This is a genomic window from Citromicrobium bathyomarinum (assembly GCF_038594485.1).
Lineage (GTDB): Bacteria > Pseudomonadota > Alphaproteobacteria > Sphingomonadales > Sphingomonadaceae > Alteriqipengyuania > Alteriqipengyuania bathyomarina_A.
Map to the genome: position 1 here is coordinate 978,143 of NZ_JBCFZG010000001.1, position 14,893 is coordinate 993,035.

Annotated in this window: 16 protein-coding genes; 10 read left to right on the plus strand and 6 right to left on the minus strand. The window is 64.6% G+C overall.

Annotated features, from left to right (window positions below):
• Nucleotides 1–41: 41 nt before the first annotated feature.
• Complete coding sequence (locus AAG591_RS04930; protein ID WP_342529898.1) at nucleotides 42–473, plus strand: hypothetical protein; 432 nt, start codon at nucleotides 42–44, stop codon at nucleotides 471–473.
• Between the two features lie 159 nt (nucleotides 474–632).
• Here the strand turns inward: AAG591_RS04930 and AAG591_RS04935 are convergent, their stop codons facing one another.
• From AAG591_RS04935 to plsY, 6 genes are all read right to left on the minus strand, one after another.
• Nucleotides 633–983, minus strand: coding sequence for an endonuclease domain-containing protein (locus AAG591_RS04935; protein WP_342529899.1), 351 nt, complete (start codon nucleotides 981–983; stop codon nucleotides 633–635).
• Between the two features lie 156 nt (nucleotides 984–1,139).
• Nucleotides 1,140–1,322, minus strand: a complete 183-nt coding sequence (locus tag AAG591_RS04940; RefSeq protein ID WP_342529901.1) for a hypothetical protein — start codon at nucleotides 1,320–1,322, stop codon at nucleotides 1,140–1,142.
• 186 nt (nucleotides 1,323–1,508) lie between these two features.
• Nucleotides 1,509–4,073 carry a type I DNA topoisomerase gene (topA, locus tag AAG591_RS04945; RefSeq protein WP_342529902.1) on the minus strand — a complete coding sequence of 855 codons (2,565 nt, stop codon included), beginning with the start codon at nucleotides 4,071–4,073 and terminating at the stop codon, nucleotides 1,509–1,511.
• Between the two features lie 148 nt (nucleotides 4,074–4,221).
• A complete protein-coding gene (locus AAG591_RS04950; protein ID WP_342529903.1) occupies nucleotides 4,222–4,974 on the minus strand; it encodes a hypothetical protein in 753 nt (250 codons plus the stop codon).
• Nucleotides 4,975–5,007: 33 nt separating this feature from the next.
• Nucleotides 5,008–6,117, minus strand: coding sequence for a DNA-processing protein DprA (gene dprA, locus AAG591_RS04955; RefSeq protein ID WP_342529904.1), 1,110 nt, complete (start codon nucleotides 6,115–6,117; stop codon nucleotides 5,008–5,010).
• Nucleotides 6,114–6,770, minus strand: a complete 657-nt coding sequence (gene plsY, locus AAG591_RS04960) for a glycerol-3-phosphate 1-O-acyltransferase PlsY (RefSeq protein WP_342529905.1) — start codon at nucleotides 6,768–6,770, stop codon at nucleotides 6,114–6,116. Before plsY ends, dprA begins: the two co-directional genes overlap by 4 nt.
• A gap of 138 nt (nucleotides 6,771–6,908) precedes the next feature.
• Between plsY and AAG591_RS04965 the strand changes: the two genes are divergently transcribed.
• The 9 genes from AAG591_RS04965 (at nucleotide 6,909) to AAG591_RS05005 (ending at nucleotide 14,875) form a co-directional block, all read left to right on the plus strand.
• On the plus strand, nucleotides 6,909–7,637 hold the full coding sequence (locus AAG591_RS04965; RefSeq protein ID WP_342529906.1) for a DUF3108 domain-containing protein: 729 nt from the start codon (nucleotides 6,909–6,911) through the stop codon (nucleotides 7,635–7,637).
• Nucleotides 7,638–7,778: 141 nt separating this feature from the next.
• Entirely contained in the window at nucleotides 7,779–8,495 is a 717-nt protein-coding gene (locus tag AAG591_RS04970; RefSeq protein ID WP_342529907.1) for a helix-turn-helix transcriptional regulator, read from the plus strand.
• Nucleotides 8,496–8,557: 62 nt separating this feature from the next.
• Nucleotides 8,558–9,352, plus strand: coding sequence for a glutamate racemase (murI, locus tag AAG591_RS04975; protein WP_342529908.1), 795 nt, complete (start codon nucleotides 8,558–8,560; stop codon nucleotides 9,350–9,352).
• Nucleotides 9,353–9,437: 85 nt separating this feature from the next.
• Nucleotides 9,438–10,655 (plus strand): 5-aminolevulinate synthase, encoded by a 1,218-nt coding sequence (hemA, locus tag AAG591_RS04980; protein WP_342529909.1) that lies wholly within the window; start codon nucleotides 9,438–9,440, stop codon nucleotides 10,653–10,655.
• Entirely contained in the window at nucleotides 10,652–11,137 is a 486-nt protein-coding gene (locus tag AAG591_RS04985) for a hypothetical protein (protein ID WP_342529910.1), read from the plus strand. The genes hemA and AAG591_RS04985 overlap by 4 nt, the downstream gene beginning before the upstream one ends.
• Before the next feature lie 23 nt (nucleotides 11,138–11,160).
• Nucleotides 11,161–11,436, plus strand: a complete 276-nt coding sequence (locus tag AAG591_RS04990; protein WP_342529911.1) for a YdeI/OmpD-associated family protein — start codon at nucleotides 11,161–11,163, stop codon at nucleotides 11,434–11,436.
• Nucleotides 11,437–11,487: 51 nt separating this feature from the next.
• Nucleotides 11,488–12,288, plus strand: a complete 801-nt coding sequence (locus tag AAG591_RS04995; RefSeq protein WP_342529912.1) for a hypothetical protein — start codon at nucleotides 11,488–11,490, stop codon at nucleotides 12,286–12,288.
• A gap of 272 nt (nucleotides 12,289–12,560) precedes the next feature.
• On the plus strand, nucleotides 12,561–13,547 hold the full coding sequence (locus AAG591_RS05000; protein ID WP_342529913.1) for a hypothetical protein: 987 nt from the start codon (nucleotides 12,561–12,563) through the stop codon (nucleotides 13,545–13,547).
• Between the two features lie 95 nt (nucleotides 13,548–13,642).
• Entirely contained in the window at nucleotides 13,643–14,875 is a 1,233-nt protein-coding gene (locus AAG591_RS05005) for a cell wall hydrolase (protein ID WP_342529914.1), read from the plus strand.
• Nucleotides 14,876–14,893: the final 18 nt, after the last annotated feature.

Consider the following 14,893-nt stretch of genomic DNA (forward strand, 5'->3'; position numbering starts at 1 on the left):
CGCGCTATTCCAAACACAGGAAATTTTGCGGAGAATTTGCAATGCGTATCGCCAGGATAGCCGCCCTTGCCAGCACTCTGACCGCTGCAGTCGCGCTGGGCGGCTGCGCTACCTACCCCGCAGAAGATGCTGCGATGGCCTCGTGTCCGCACGTCAGCCGCGACTGGCAGGCGTGGATCAGCGCAATGCCCGGCCCCGATGCGAAGCGGACGCTGCACATCACGGGCATGGTCGACATGCCGACGCCCGGTTATTCGGTGAAGCTGGTCGAAGGGCCTGCCGACCGGATGCAGCCGCCGGGCCTGCGTTTCCAGCTCGATGCGACCCCGCCCGACGGGCCTGTGACGCAGGTAATCACGTCGGCCGAGGTGAACTACAGCGAACCGACGCCCTACCCGCAAATTCGCGAAATCATGATCTCCTGCGGCGAACGTCCCGTTGCGGTCATCACCGAAGTGCCGGTGGCGCAGTAGAAAGGAATAAGAACCCCTCCGTCAGCCGCTTGCGCGACTGCCACCTCCCCGTTTGTCTTCGAAAAGCGGGGAGGATCTTATGAGCGATCCTCCCCATTTCCGATGCAATCGCAAATGGGGAGATGGGCCGACGCCGGGAGGCGTCGGGTCGGAGGGGGACTAGCCGCGATAGTGGCACAGTATCGTCTCTGCGGCGTTCGTCGGCGATCGAAGGACCTCGCTGGCAGGAATGCGCAGCACCTCGGCGCCCTGCTCCCGCAGCCATTCGTCACGCGTGGCATCGCGCGCCGGATTGCCGCCCATCTCGTGCGCGATACCGTCGATCTCGACGCACAGCTTCGCCGCAGGGCAGTAAAAATCGAGTACGTAGGCACCAAGCGGATGCTGGCGTCGGAACTTGAACTCCGATTGCTGGCGCATCTCCTGCCACAGCAAAACCTCCGGCAGCGACATCTGTCGCCGGAGTTGGCGCGCCCTTGCAGTATTTCGCGGTTGTCTAACGCGCGGCATGTTTCCCCTCCGTCAGTCCTGACGGGCTGCCACCTCCCCACTTGGCCTACGGCAAAGCGGGAAGGATCAGATTAGCGCAATCCTCCCCATTTTCGATGAAATCGCAAATGGGGAGGTGGACCGATGCCGTCAGGCAGCGGCTCGGAGGGGCCGATTCTACCGCTTCTTCGCGATCGCGATCTTGTTCTTCTTGGCGAAATCCTTGGTCGATTCCTCGCTGCGGTTCAGCGCCTTGGCGATCTGCTTGAGGCCCTGCCCCTTGGAGGCGAGCGTCCTCAACTGGCCCGCCTCTTCACCCGTCCAGGGCTGCTTGTGCCGCTCGAACTTGTCCTTCGCCATGGTCTTTAGTCCTTTCCTTCTCCCCGCATGGCGAGAGGATAGCGCAGATTGCTCCGTTGGGAGCTAGCGGAGCTTGGTGAGGGGCGCGCGAGGCCTGCAAGCTTCGCAGCCCCTCTCCAACTTCGGCCAGGTCGCTTCGCTCCCGGGCCTTCGTATCCTCTCCCCGGTCGGGGAGAGGGATCGCTCCTACTCAGCCGCCTTCTTCGCCGCTGGCTTCTTCGCGGCGGTTTTTTTCTTGGCAGGAGCCTTCTTTTTGGCGGGAGCCTTTTTCTTCTTCTTGGCCGGTCCCTTGGCGACGCGCGCGTCGATCAGGGCAATCGCCTGCTCGTCGGTCACATCCTCGGGCTTCACGTCCTTGGGGATGGTCGCATTGGTCGTGCCATCGGTGACGTAGGGGCCGTAGCGTCCGGGCATCACCTTCATTTCGGCTTCGGAAGTCGGGTGTTTGCCCAGCACCTTGATCGGTTCCGCCTTTGCGCGGCCGCGACCGCCCTTCTGGGCCGCCTCGGCGAGCATCGTCACGGCGGCGTTCATGCCGGTGTCGAACACATCCATCGTGCTCGCGAGCTTGGCATACTTGCCATCGTGCCGCAGGTACGGACCGTAACGCCCCAGATTTGCTTCGATATCCTTGCCCGTCTCCGGGTGCTGGCCGACGATACGCGGCAGGCTCAGCAGCTTGAGCGCCATCTCCAGATCGAGTTCGCCGATATCCTTGGGGATGCTCGACCGTTTGGCTTCCTTGCCCTCGCCAAGCTGGAGATAGGGCCCGAAACGCCCGGTCTTGCGCTCGACCGGCAGGCCGGTCTCCGGATCGTTGCCGAGCACCGCATCCTCGGTCACTTCGTCACCGTCGGCACCCGGCTGCGCGAAGCGACGGGTAAACTTGCACTCAGGGTAGTTTTCACAGGCAACAAACGCACCAAAGCGCCCGCCACGCAGGTGCAAACGGCCACCGGCGCGCCCTTCCTGGTCGCATAGCGGGCAGTAGCGCGGGTCCTTACCGTCGGCGCGTTCGGGGAACAGGTAGTCGGACAGGAAGGTGTCGAGCACTGCCGTAATGTCCGACGGCTTCTGCTCCATCACCTCGTCGGACTTGGGCTTGAAGTCCTTCCAGAACGCTTCGAGGATCGCCTTCCACTCGGCGCGCCCGCCGGAGACATCGTCGAGCTCTTCTTCCATGCCCGCGGTGAAATCGTAGGCGACGTAGGTCGGGAAGAAGCGTTCGAGGAAGGCGGTCAGCAGACGGCCCGATTCTTCGGCGAAGAAGCGGTTCTTCTCGATCCGCACATATTCCCGGTCGCGCAGCGTCTGGATGGTAGAGGCGTAGGTGGACGGACGCCCGATGCCCAGTTCCTCCAGCTGCTTGACCAGCGATGCTTCGGAATAGCGCGGCGGCGGCTGGGTGAAGTGCTGGTTCGCCTCGACGCTCTTGCGTGCAGGGCTATCGCCTTCGCGCATTTGCGGCAGCAGGCCGCCATCCTCGTCGTCCTTATCGTCGAAGCTTTCCTGATAGACCGCGAGGAAGCCGGGGAACTTCACCACCTGGCCGGTCGCGCGCAAGGAATGCTGCCCGCTGCCTTCGGTCAGCGTGACCGTGGTGCGTTCGAGCTGCGCGGTCGCCATCTGGCTGGCGAGAGCGCGCTTGTAGATCAGATCGTACAGGCGCGCCTCGTCGCCACTGCCAGCCTTGTCCTTGCGGAAATCGGTCGGCCGAATGGCTTCGTGCGCTTCCTGAGCATTCTTCGCCTTGGTCTTGTAATAACGCGGTTTTTCCGGCCGATACTCGGCGGAGTAGCGATCGGTGATCGCGTCGCGGCAGGCGTCGATGGCGCTCTGGTCCATCTGCACGCCGTCGGTACGCATGTAGGTGATCGCGCCCGCTTCGTAGAGCGACTGCGCGCACCGCATCGTGTGGCTGGCAGAGAAGCCGAGCTTGCGCGCCGCTTCCTGCTGCAGGGTCGAGGTGGTGAACGGCGGCGCGGGGTTGCGCTTGACCGGCTTGGTCTCGATCCCCTCGACCGTGAAGCGCCCTTCCTCGACCGCCGTCTTGGCGGCCATCGCCGAGCCCTCGTCGCCAAGCGTCATCTTGTCGAGCTTCTTGCCGTCGAGCGTCACCAGCCGTGCGGTGAAGGCGGTGCCGTCATGCTCGAAATTGGCGATGATGCTCCAGTATTCCTCGGCCTTGAACGCTTCGATCTCGCGCTCGCGGTCGACGATGATGCGCAGCGCGACCGACTGGACGCGGCCCGCCGATTTCGCACCGGGCAGCTTGCGCCACAGTACGGGCGATAGCGTGAAGCCGAACAGGTAATCGAGCGCGCGGCGCGCCAGATAGGCGTCGATCAGATCCTGATCGAGCGCGCGCGGCTTCTTCATCGCCTCGGTCACGGCCGGCTTGGTGATCGCGTTGAAAGTCACCCGGTCGACATTGGTCGGCAGCGCCTTTCGCTTCTTGAGCATATCGAGCACGTGCCAGCTGATCGCCTCCCCTTCGCGGTCAGGGTCGGTCGCGAGGACGAGGCGGTCGGCATTCTTCGCGGCATCGGCGATCGCCTTCACCTGCGCGCGCTTGCGCTGGTCGGAGTAGATCTCCCAGTCCATCGCGAAATCTTCATCCGGGCGGACGCTGCCATCCTTGGGCGGCAGATCGCGGATGTGGCCGTAGGAGGCGAGAACCTTGAAGTCCTTGCCGAGATATTTCTCGATGGTTTTGGCTTTGGCCGGTGATTCGACAATGACGAGTTGCATGAGAGTGGGGGCGTTCCTTCACGTGTACGTACGCGCGAGAGTGGGAATCGGGGATGCGGTTCGTCAAGCGGGTTCGAGATCCGCTCTCGAAATTTCGCTTCCCGGTCTTGATCCGGGGTGACGAGGAAGAAGCGGCTATGGGTAAACCCTACTCGAACACATCCGCCACGCTGGTGTCCGCAGGGGCGACGAGGTGGAAGACCGCCATCGAGAACGCAAAGTTCACCGCGTTGCCGAAGGCTTCGACGAAGGAGGAGAGCGTGACGCCGAGGGCAAACATGGGCGAGGCCAGACCTCCCCCTCCCGTGGCAAGGCCCGTCCCCAACACCACTCCCACGATGATCGAGTTCAATACCGCCACACCGATCGTGAGCAGCAGCCCCGCCCCGAAGATCGACCATCCGTGGCCTTTGGTCGCTTCCCAGCTCGCGCCGAGGCTGTCGGTGATCGAGTGCTCGCCACCGAGCAGATAGCCATTGGCTGCCGACCAGCGGACCATCACGATGATACCGGGGATGATCAGCAGGACGAAGCCGATCCCCACGCCGATGACGGCAATGATGGACATCCCGACAAAGCTCCAGAAGCGGGCTCCTGCGGTCATGGAGCGGCCAAGCGACTGCATCATCTGCACCAGCAGGAAATAACTGGCGATGACGAACAGCACCACATTCCCAACCCCGAAGAGTCCCTGAAAGAGCCCGGCCGTCTGGGTGTCGATGCCGCCGCCGATCCAGCGGGCGGAGAACAGACCCTCGTCCATCGACACAAGGCCGAACAGACCACCGAACCCCGAAAAGAGGCCGAGGACCAGCACGTAAATCAGCACGGCCCGCCCCGCCCCGCCGATCACATCGACCGTCTCACTCAGAATTCCGCTGACGTTCGCTTCACGATCCATAATGCCCCCCTGATTCGCTTGTCCAATGCCTCGCTAGCGAGGGCCTCCGCCGGACGAAAGACTGACGCGCCCTCCGGCGTGCCGTTCCAGCCGCCCGGCAATCTCCAGCTCGAGCAGCGCCAGTTGCACAGCCGAAGCGCCGCTGCCCGACTGACGGATCAACTCGTCCACTGCGACCGGCGCGGTGGTCAGCAGGTCGGTAATGTCGGCGGGCGCTGCGTCCTCGAAATCCTCGGGCACATGGTCGTACCGGGCGACAGGTTCGCGGAAGGTGCTGCGGGGGTTTCCCTCGAACGTGCTGAGCAGTTCGACCACGTCCGAAGGCTCCTGCACCAGCACCGCGCCTTCGCGGATCAGGTGGTTGCAGCCGTGGCTGCGCGCGTCGAGCGGGCTGCCGGGGATCGCCATCACCTCGCGCCCGTACTCGCCCGCCAGTCGCGCGGTGATGAGGCTCCCGGACTTGACCGCCGCCTCCACCACCAGCGTGCCGAGCGCGAGGCCCGCGATGATCCGGTTGCGGCTAGGGAAGTGGCTGCCGCGCGGCTCGGTGCCCGGCGGCTGTTCGGCGATCAGCAGGCCCTCGCTCGCGATCCGTTCCTGCAAGTCGGCGTGCTGCGGCGGATAGGCGATTTCGATCCCGCTCGCGATCACACCGATGGTTTTGGGCATGGCACCCTCGTGCGCCGCTCCGTCGATCCCGCGCGCCAGTCCGGAAACGACCACGAAGCCCTCTGCGACGAGCGCCTGCGCGAAATCGCGCGCGATCTTCACCGCCGCCGCGCTGGCATTGCGCGCGCCCACCATCGCCACAACGGGCTTGCTCGCCAGCGACAGGTCGCCGCGATAGGTGATGACCGGCGGCGCACCGTCGCATTCGGCGAGCGCTTGCGGATAATCGGGCTGGTCGTGGAAAAGGTATCGCGCGCCGTGACGCTTCACCGCCTCGACCTCGCGCCGAACCGCATCTGCGCTGGCAAGCTGGTGGTGTCCTCCCCCCGCCTTGGCGAGATTGGGCAAGGCCTCGACCGCCGCCTCGCCGCTGCCATAGCGGGCGAGCAGCTGCGCGAAGCTTACCGGTCCGATCCGCGGGCTGCGCAGCAGGCGAATGCGCGCGAACGCTTCGGCCTGCGACAGCCCACTCATTTCTTCGCGCCGACCTTCGGCTCTTCGCCACGCATCAGACGCCCGATATTGGCGCGGTGCTGGATCAGGACGATTGCCGCAATCGCGACCAGCGGCCAGACGACCTGCGGATAGCCCAGCGCCCACGCGACCAGCGGCGAAAGCACAACGGTCGTCATCGACGAAACCGAGGAGATACGGCTGAGGTAAAGCGTAAGCGCCCAGATCGCGGCACACACCAGCATCGCGGGCCAGGCGAGCGCCAGCAATACCCCGGCGGCGGTGGCGAAGCCCTTGCCTCCCTTGAACCGCAGCCACGGCGTCCAACAATGCCCCGCCACGGCAGCAACCGCTGCGACGCCCTGCGCGAGCGCCCTTTCCTGCCCGCTCCCGTCGAGTGCATAGATCATCCCCGCGATCACGACGGGCAACGCGCCCTTCGCCGCATCGAGCAGCACGGTCGCCGCCGCCAGCTTCTTGTTGCCAGTGCGCAGCACGTTGGTCGCACCGATGCTGCCGCTGCCGATGCTGCGGATATCGCCCAGCCCGGCGGCGCGCGTCAGCAGCAGGCCGAAGGGGATCGAACCGAAGACAAAGGCAAGAATGGCGATCAGGACGATCTGGATATCGAGGTCGAGAATCTCTCGTCTCCCGTTGAAATGGCTTTTTCGCAATCACCTTGGGTGATGTCGAAGAGGTCGGCAAGCTCAGGTGTGTCGTTCGTCGAATTCGGCTGTCCCCAGCCTTGGTCGGCCCCGCCGCAAACGATAGGCATGCGGCCACCTGTTACAAAGAGGATTGCCCCGATGTCGATGCGTTTGCTGCTAGCCTCGCTTGTCTTCCTGGCTGTTCCAGCGGTGGCGCAGGATGCGACCACCACCGCGTGGAGCAGTGCGATCGACGGCGACCGGTTGAAGGAGGGGCAGACCTGCTTCGCGCTGAAGGCAGGCGAGGATGTGGTCGGTTTCCAGCGCGAAACCATCACTCCCGACGTCAGCATCGAAGGCCCGGCGTGGCGGATCGTGAGCCAACAGGTCCTGCCCGAACGCGGTATCACCTTCGTCGATCACTTCCTGCTCGACCGGGAAACGCTGGCCCCGATCGCCTTTCACAGCATCCTGAACGGGCAGGAGATCGCGCGTCTGAGCTATCTGAACGGGCGGATTTTCGGGAAGCGCTTCGACCGGCAGGATAAGTCGGCCAAGCCGGTGGACCTGACGCCGGAGGGGCCGGTTCTCGATGGCAACCTGTGGGGCCCGCTGCTCGCGGCGCTCGATCTGGAAGAGGGGATGCAGCTGCGCCCGCAAATCTACCAGTACAACGACGGGCTCGGCAGGTTCGTCATCGACGTCACGGGCGTGGACACGATCGAGACCGTGGACGGACCGCGCGAGGTCTATCTGGTCGACATGGGCTTCAGTGAGGACAGGCTCACGACCTACCTCATCGGCACGGCCGACGGCACCGAATACGGGACCCGTGCAGACGGTTTCTCGACGACGCGCTTGCCAAGCTGCGCGGGAGTGGACGCAGCGGGCTGACGAGGTGCTCGCGGAGAATTCGCCCTTGGAGCTTCCCGCAACTGCCAGGCGGGGCCCACCCTGCAACCGCACCGGATAAATTCGGCGGTACCAGCAGACCGTACCTTGCCCTGCCCCCCTTTCGCGGTACGTCTGGCGCCTATGACGACCCACCAGCTCTCCCCCGACACCGCAGCCGTCGCGCGGCTGACCGACAAGGAACGTGAATGCCTGCGCCTCTGGCTGGGCCATGCCACCGCGAAGGAAATCGCGATCCGGCTGGGCGTCACGCACCACGCGGTGGAAAAGCGCCTCAAGTCGGCGCGGCACAAGCTGGGCGTCGCCAGTTCGCTGGAGGCGGCGCGCATCTTTGCGAGGGCGGAAGGGTACGACGGGACAATATCCGGTCCGCCGGAGCTATCGGACGGCGGGCGTGAAGATCAGATCGGAGGCCTTGGTGCCCTTATCCGGTCGGCAGCCCCGCGATTTACCCGGCACCGCCTTTCCCTGGCTGCCGGAGTACCGATCATGTCGATGATTCTCGTTCTTGCACTCGCACTCACCGGGCAACCCGGATCGGACGTGCAGGCTCTTTCCGAAAGCGACAAGGCCCGCACCGAGGTGGGGAAGGAAGAGGCAAGGATTGCCCATGAGGATGCCGCATCGGCGGCTGCAGATGAGCAGGGGGCGCTCGCCGATGGGCAAAGCGCCGTGGCAGATGAAAAGCGCCAGCTGGCGAGCGCGAAGAGGGCCTCTGCCGATGACGGCCGGAAGGGCTACGCCTTCTCCGGGAAGTGGAAGGTGCCAGAGGACTCTCTCGCCGGGAATTGGACGACGGACGAGAACTCGACCGGGTCGTCGTCTGCCGATCCGCAATAGGCTCTGGCCCGCGAACCCCGCGGATTGACCGGGCGGGCGCGCGGGGCCATGCGTCGCAGCACATGAACCCCGCCGCCCCCATCCTGATTTTCGATTCCGGTGTCGGTGGGCTGACGATCCTCGCAGAGGTACGCAAAACGCTGCCGCAAGCGCCGGTGATCTACGCCGCCGACTTCGCCGGGCTGCCTTACGGCACCAAGAGCGAGGCGGAGGTGGCTGCGCGGGTGTGCGGCCTGCTGGGCCGGATGGCTGAGCGCTACCAGCCGCGCCTCGTCTGCATCGCCTGCAACACGGCCAGCACCATCGCGCTGGGCATGGTGCGCGATGTGCTCGCAATCCCGATCGTCGGCACCGTGCCCGCGATCAAGCCTGCCGCACTTGCCACACAGACCGGCACGATCGGCCTGCTCGGCACCGGGGCGACCGTACGCCAGCCCTATGTCGACCGGCTGGAGGCGGAGTTCGCCGCCGACAAGCGCCTGATCCGCCACGCATCAGACGCGCTGGTCCCGCTCGCCGAGGCGAAGATGCGCGGCGAAACCTTGGCCCAAGGCGCAGTGGCTCAGGCAGTGGCTGGCCTGCGCGACGATCCGCAGGCGCAAAACCTCGACACGCTGGTGCTCGCCTGCACGCACTTCCCTTTGCTGGCCAAGGAACTGCGCGAGGTCTTCGGGCAGGACATCCAGCTGATCGATGGCGCGCAAGGGATCGCCCGGCGAATCGCCTCGCTCACGCACGGGCAGGTATTCGCCCGCGAGCAGGAGGATTTCGCGGTCGCGACAGGCAGCGCAGAAAGCCTCTCCACCCTTGCCCCGATGCTCACCCGTTATGGACTGATGCGCGCGACGCAATTCTGATTGCATTCTATCCCTCGCCTTTGCGAATCGCTCGCAAAGATCGCGCTGGAAACTGCCGTTTTCGACCTATAAACGGTGCGTCACCGTGACGAACTATACCAATATATTCGACCGGGCGATCGATCGCCTGCACGAAGAGGGCCGGTACCGCGTCTTCATCGATATCCTGCGCAACAAGGGTGCCTACCCCAATGCGCGCTGCTTCCACGGCCATAACGGCCCGAAGCCGATCACCGTGTGGTGCTCCAACGATTATCTCGCGATGGGTCAGCACCCCAAGGTTACCGCGGCGATGGAAGAGGCGCTGCACGATGTCGGCGCAGGATCGGGCGGCACGCGCAATATCGGGGGCAACACGCACTACCATATCGAGCTGGAGGCCGAACTTGCCGACCTGCACGGCAAGGAAGCGGCGCTGATCTTCACCAGCGGCTACGTCTCGAACGACGCGACGCTCTCCACGCTGGCAAAACTGCTTCCGGGCTGCGTGATCTTCTCCGACGCGCTCAACCACGCGAGCATGATCGCGGGCATCCGCAATTCGGGCTGCGCCAAGCGCGTGTTTCGGCACAACGACCTTGAGCATCTCGAAGAACTGCTGGCGGCGGAAGATCCCGACACACCCAAGGTGATCGCCTTCGAAAGCGTCTATTCGATGGATGGCGACGTCGCCCCGCTCCACGCGATCTGCGACCTGGCCGAGAAGTACAATGCGCTGACCTATTGCGACGAAGTCCACGCGGTCGGCATGTACGGCGCACGCGGCGGCGGCATTTCCGAACGCGACGATGCCGCGCACCGGATCGACATTCTCGAAGGCACGCTGGGCAAGGCGTTCGGCGTGATGGGTGGCTACATCGCCGCGGACAAGCGGATCGTCGACTGCATCCGCAGCTACGCGCCGGGCTTCATCTTCACTACTTCGCTGTCGCCGGTGCTGGTCGCGGGCGTGCTCGCCTCGGTCAAGCACCTCAAGAACAGCAGCGAGGAACGCGACGCGCAGCAGGCGGCCGCCGCCATGCTCAAGCAGATGATGCGCGATGCCGGGCTGCCGGTGATGGATTCCACCACGCATATCGTGCCGCTGATGGTCGGCGATCCGGTCAAGGCGAAGCGGATCAGCGACATCCTGCTCGCCGAATACGGCGTGTACGTGCAGCCGATCAATTTCCCGACCGTGCCGCGCGGCACCGAACGCCTGCGCTTCACCCCCGGCCCCGCGCACACCGAAGAAATGATGCGCGAACTGGTCGAGGCGCTGGCCGAGATCTGGGACCGGCTGGAGCTGCGGCAAGCGGCGTGATCCAGTTCGCCGCCCTTCTTCTGCTCGCATTGCAGACCGGCGGCGTCCCTGAGGTTGATTCGACAGTCCAGCTGGCCGATCGGGAAGAGGCGCTTCTCCTCGCTCGCGAAATCGCGGCAAACGGCTTCCTCCCGTCGCTCGTCCCGCTCCAGACGGCGAGCGAGATCGAGGGGATGATCAAAGACAACCCGAATCTCACGCCCAGCGAGATCGAAACGTTGCGCGCAATCGGCGCTCAGCACGCCGAACAGCTGCGCGCAAAGCTGATCGAGCTCGACGCAAGGGCCTATGCCGACGCGCTTTCCCTTTCCGATCTGCGCGCGCTTGCGGTATTCGAACGGAGCGAAGCTGCGGCACACCGGCGCGCGGCGATGCCCCAGATCATGATGTCCGTGGTCACCTCTCTTGGCGATGTGGATTACGGCGGCGGTGTGAAAAAGGATTTCTGCTCGCAAACCGGCAAGCTTTGCGAGCGCGATTGAGTGCTCGGGGCGGATCGAGCGTGATGGCGAGAGCCGATCCCGATTTTCGGCACGATGTCCCACCCGAATTGCAGGCGTTGCTCGATGCAGACGAAGCGCTCCGCGACAAGTGGGACGCGCTGACCAACCTTGGCCGCAACGAATGGATCTGCTGGACCATCTCGGCCAAGCAGGAGGCGACGCGAGAGAAGCGCCGCATCCGCCTTCACGAAGAGGTGCTCGCAGGCAAGAAGCGCCCGTGCTGCTGGCCCGGCTGCCCGCACCGCAGCGAAGCCGCGCGCAAGTTCCTCGACGTCTGAGGCGGTTTCGCCGTTTAAGGAACCGAGCGGCGGCTTGATCGCTTGCCCACCATGGCAGAGATAACAAAAGTGAAGCCCGGCACGCTCACCGATTTCGGCAACGGGTTTTACCACATCCGCGGATCGTTCAAGCTTGGCGGCATTCTCGACCTCGGCACGCATTGCGCGCTGGTCGAACTGCCTGACGGGCGGTTCGTCTTCCTCGACAGCTACACGCTCGACGATGACCTCAAAGCCAGGGTCGACGCGCTGACCGATAATGGGCGCAAGGTCGCCGCTATCGTCAATCTTCACCCCTTCCATACGCTGCATTGCGAGTGGATGGCGCAGGCTTATCCCCACGCGAAGCTCTACGGCACGAAGCGCCATCACGAGAAGTTTCCGGACCTGGAATGGGAAAGCGACACGTGCGAGGCAGGCGTGCTCGACGGGCAGTTCGGCGACGCGCTGCAATTCTCCGTGCCCCAGGGCGTGCACATGGTGTGCGAGGACGAAAACGTGCATTTCTCGTCGGTGCTCGCCTATCACCGCCCCAGCGAGATGATCTTCGTCGACGACACGCTCTCGTGCATCAAGGCGCCCTTCCCGCTCTCGCTGCTGCCGATTACCGGCAAGCTGGCCTTCCACCCGACGCTGGCCAAGGCGCTGGAACCCAATCCCTACGCCGCCGACGCCTTCCGCGAATGGGCGATCGGCATGGCGCAGGACTGGGCCGACGCCCGCCGCATCGCGACCGCGCACAACACCACGATGACGTTTGCCGCAGGCGAATTCCCCGAAAAAGTCGGCGCGGCACTGGGCCGGGTCGCGGGTATCCTCAACAAGCACCGAGACCGCCCCGCGCACACCTGAAACTACAGGCAGACGCATGGCCCAATGTGCCGTTTTCGCCACAGGCGCGCCTTTCAAATCCACTTGACAGAATCGACGAACCGGGCGTGAATTTGCTCGCGTCGTCTGACTGCAAGGGCAAAAACCCGGAAATCCGTCACTAGACTTTGGGCGCGCAAGTATTCGCCTAAAGCATTAGACCATTTGCCGAATTTTCTTCCCGCAAAATCCAGATCAGGTAATTGTTTACAGGCCGGTCAGGGGGACCGGCCTGTATTCCGGGAAAAACGAATATGCTTCGTTCGCGTTCTTTGTCGTTCGTGATCGGCTGCGCCATGCTCGCCTCCTGCGGGGGCGATAGCGGCTCCGGTTCTTCATCCGGCGGTGGAGGCGGCGGCGGCGGCGGTAACGGGGGCGGCTCCGGCACGCCTGCGCCGACTTACCAGACCTTCGCGCAATTGACTGGCACCCAGACGTTCAGGACGACTTGCGGCGGATTCTACTTCGAAGGGGGCCGCCCGCCGATGCAGACCGGCGGCCTCGCGTTCGGATCGGGCATCACGATCGTTTCGGACCGCAGCCAGCCGAGTTACGACATCACTACCGACGGGACCGGCCTGTTCGGCACGTTCGCAACCTCCTTCAGCCAGGCAGACCGCGACACCAGCGTGACCGCCGAGGCATACAAGAAGGTTGCGCCCAGCGGCTTTACTGAGCGGTTCGCGATCTTCCCCGTCACCCAGAATGGCGCCGAGTTGGAGCATCTGCGCATCGCCCAGGTGATCGCCGAGAATTTCCAGGGATATACCAGCCAGATATGCGCGCTTGGCGTCCCCACCATCGTGACCGACGTGCCCGCAGCGAGCGTCACCTACGGCGGCATTGCGGTGTTCGGAAATGCCTATGTCGTCGAGAACGCCGGAGCGGGACCGATCTCGAATTACCGGATCACCAACTCGACCACCACGCTCCGGGCCAACCCGGCGAACGGTCAAATCGACTTCACGCTGGCCCTCAAGGGCCAGCTCGTCACGCAGGGTACCGCCTCGACCACGATTACCGATCTCGGCTCATTCACCGGTACCACCACTTTCGACGGCAGCGATCCGGGTTACAACGACATCGTCATCGACTCGCAGAACACGGTGGCCGGCACGTTCGGTGGCGGTTTCTTCGGCCCGCAGGGGAAGACGGCGGCGGTTTCGGTCGGTTTGCAGACCCGCCGCGCGGACGACAGCGATCTGGTGCTGGGCGCCTTGCTGATCCTGCGTCCGCAATAGATCGGGAGCCATCGGGCGCGCCCGTTCGTCGGATGCAGACGCGCCCCGGTCAAGGATCGATGGAATTGCTGCATCGGCGCTCTAAATAGAGCGCGATGGAATACCTGCGTTCGCACCATTTCCGTGAAAACTCGCCGATGTTCGGCGTGTGCGCGATCCTGATCGTGGCCTTTGCCGCGCTCGCGATCGTGGGCCCGGCGCGTGCGGACCAGACTATGCAGGTCGCGGATCGGTCGCAAGCCGCCGCTGCTCCATCGATCGAGGCGCTTCGCGCAACCGGTGAAGAAGATAAACCGCTCGAATCGCAGCTCGCGCCACAAGACGCGGTGGCGCGCAACGCAGCGGTCGAGATCGTCGAGGGCGGGCCGGGCACCGCCCCCTCCTTCGTCTTCACGGGCAATAGTGCCGACCGGGCACGGGCGCGCGACTGCCTCGCGCTCGCCGCGATGGCGGAGGCGGGCTACGGCGATGCGGACCAGCGCGCGGTGATGCAGGTCATCCTCAACCGCACGCGCCATCCGGGATTTGCGAATACCGTGTGCGGCGTCGTCTACCAGGGATCGAACCGCAAGACCGGGTGCCAGTTCACCTTCACCTGCGACGGCTCGCTGGCGCGGCGTTACCCCGAAAGCCAGTGGAAGGCGGCAAGGCAACGCGCAGAGGAGGCGCTTGGCGGCCGGGTAGATTCAACCGTCGGCCTCGCCACCCACTACCACGCCAATTACGTGTTCCCCTGGTGGAGCCCTCAGCTCGACAAGATCGCGGTCGTGGGCCCGCACATGTTCTACCGCTGGCGCGGTTTCTGGGGCACCAGGCAAGCGATGAACGCAAGCTATCGCGGTGGAGAGCCCGATCCGATGGGGCTGCGGCAGATGGCGCTGGAGGTCGAACGGCCAGCCACTGTCCTGAAGACCTTTGCAGAGGATGGCGCCGCCCAGCGGACCATCACCGCCGGCAGCGAAGGCGCACCGCGCGTGATCGAAGGGGGCACCGCCCCCGCCGCATCTGCCGACAAGGCGGCGGGAACGAAGGCTCCGGTATCGTCCGATCCGCGCGTGCATCTGGTCCTCGTCGCCCGTGGGGAAGACCCCGCCGCACTGGTCGCCCGTGCTCGCGCCCTGTGCCCGGGCGATGGATACTGCCAGGTCTATGGCTGGACCGATGCGAACGCGATTCCTGCGCAGCTCCCGCTCTCTTCCGAAGCGCGCCGGACGTTGCAATTCAGCTTTCTGCCCGCGCGTTCTGGCAATGGCGAGGCGATCTATTTCGATTGCCGCACCTTCCCTTCCCCCTCGGTCGGTTCCTGCCTCCCCAACGCGCGCAGCTGAGGCCGCACCACCGATGCC

Coding starts and splice junctions, on each gene's coding strand:
- AAG591_RS04930 (WP_342529898.1), top strand. CDS start 42: ATGCGTATCGCCAGGATAGCCGCCCTTGCCAGCACTCTGACCGCTGCA.
- AAG591_RS04935 (WP_342529899.1), bottom strand. CDS start 983: ATGCCGCGCGTTAGACAACCGCGAAATACTGCAAGGGCGCGCCAACTC.
- AAG591_RS04940 (WP_342529901.1), bottom strand. CDS start 1,322: ATGGCGAAGGACAAGTTCGAGCGGCACAAGCAGCCCTGGACGGGTGAA.
- topA (WP_342529902.1), bottom strand. CDS start 4,073: ATGCAACTCGTCATTGTCGAATCACCGGCCAAAGCCAAAACCATCGAG.
- AAG591_RS04950 (WP_342529903.1), bottom strand. CDS start 4,974: ATGGATCGTGAAGCGAACGTCAGCGGAATTCTGAGTGAGACGGTCGAT.
- dprA (WP_342529904.1), bottom strand. CDS start 6,117: ATGAGTGGGCTGTCGCAGGCCGAAGCGTTCGCGCGCATTCGCCTGCTG.
- AAG591_RS04965 (WP_342529906.1), top strand. CDS start 6,909: ATGCGTTTGCTGCTAGCCTCGCTTGTCTTCCTGGCTGTTCCAGCGGTG.
- AAG591_RS04970 (WP_342529907.1), top strand. CDS start 7,779: ATGACGACCCACCAGCTCTCCCCCGACACCGCAGCCGTCGCGCGGCTG.
- murI (WP_342529908.1), top strand. CDS start 8,558: ATGAACCCCGCCGCCCCCATCCTGATTTTCGATTCCGGTGTCGGTGGG.
- AAG591_RS04990 (WP_342529911.1), top strand. CDS start 11,161: ATGGCGAGAGCCGATCCCGATTTTCGGCACGATGTCCCACCCGAATTG.
- AAG591_RS04995 (WP_342529912.1), top strand. CDS start 11,488: ATGGCAGAGATAACAAAAGTGAAGCCCGGCACGCTCACCGATTTCGGC.
- AAG591_RS05000 (WP_342529913.1), top strand. CDS start 12,561: ATGCTTCGTTCGCGTTCTTTGTCGTTCGTGATCGGCTGCGCCATGCTC.
- AAG591_RS05005 (WP_342529914.1), top strand. CDS start 13,643: ATGGAATACCTGCGTTCGCACCATTTCCGTGAAAACTCGCCGATGTTC.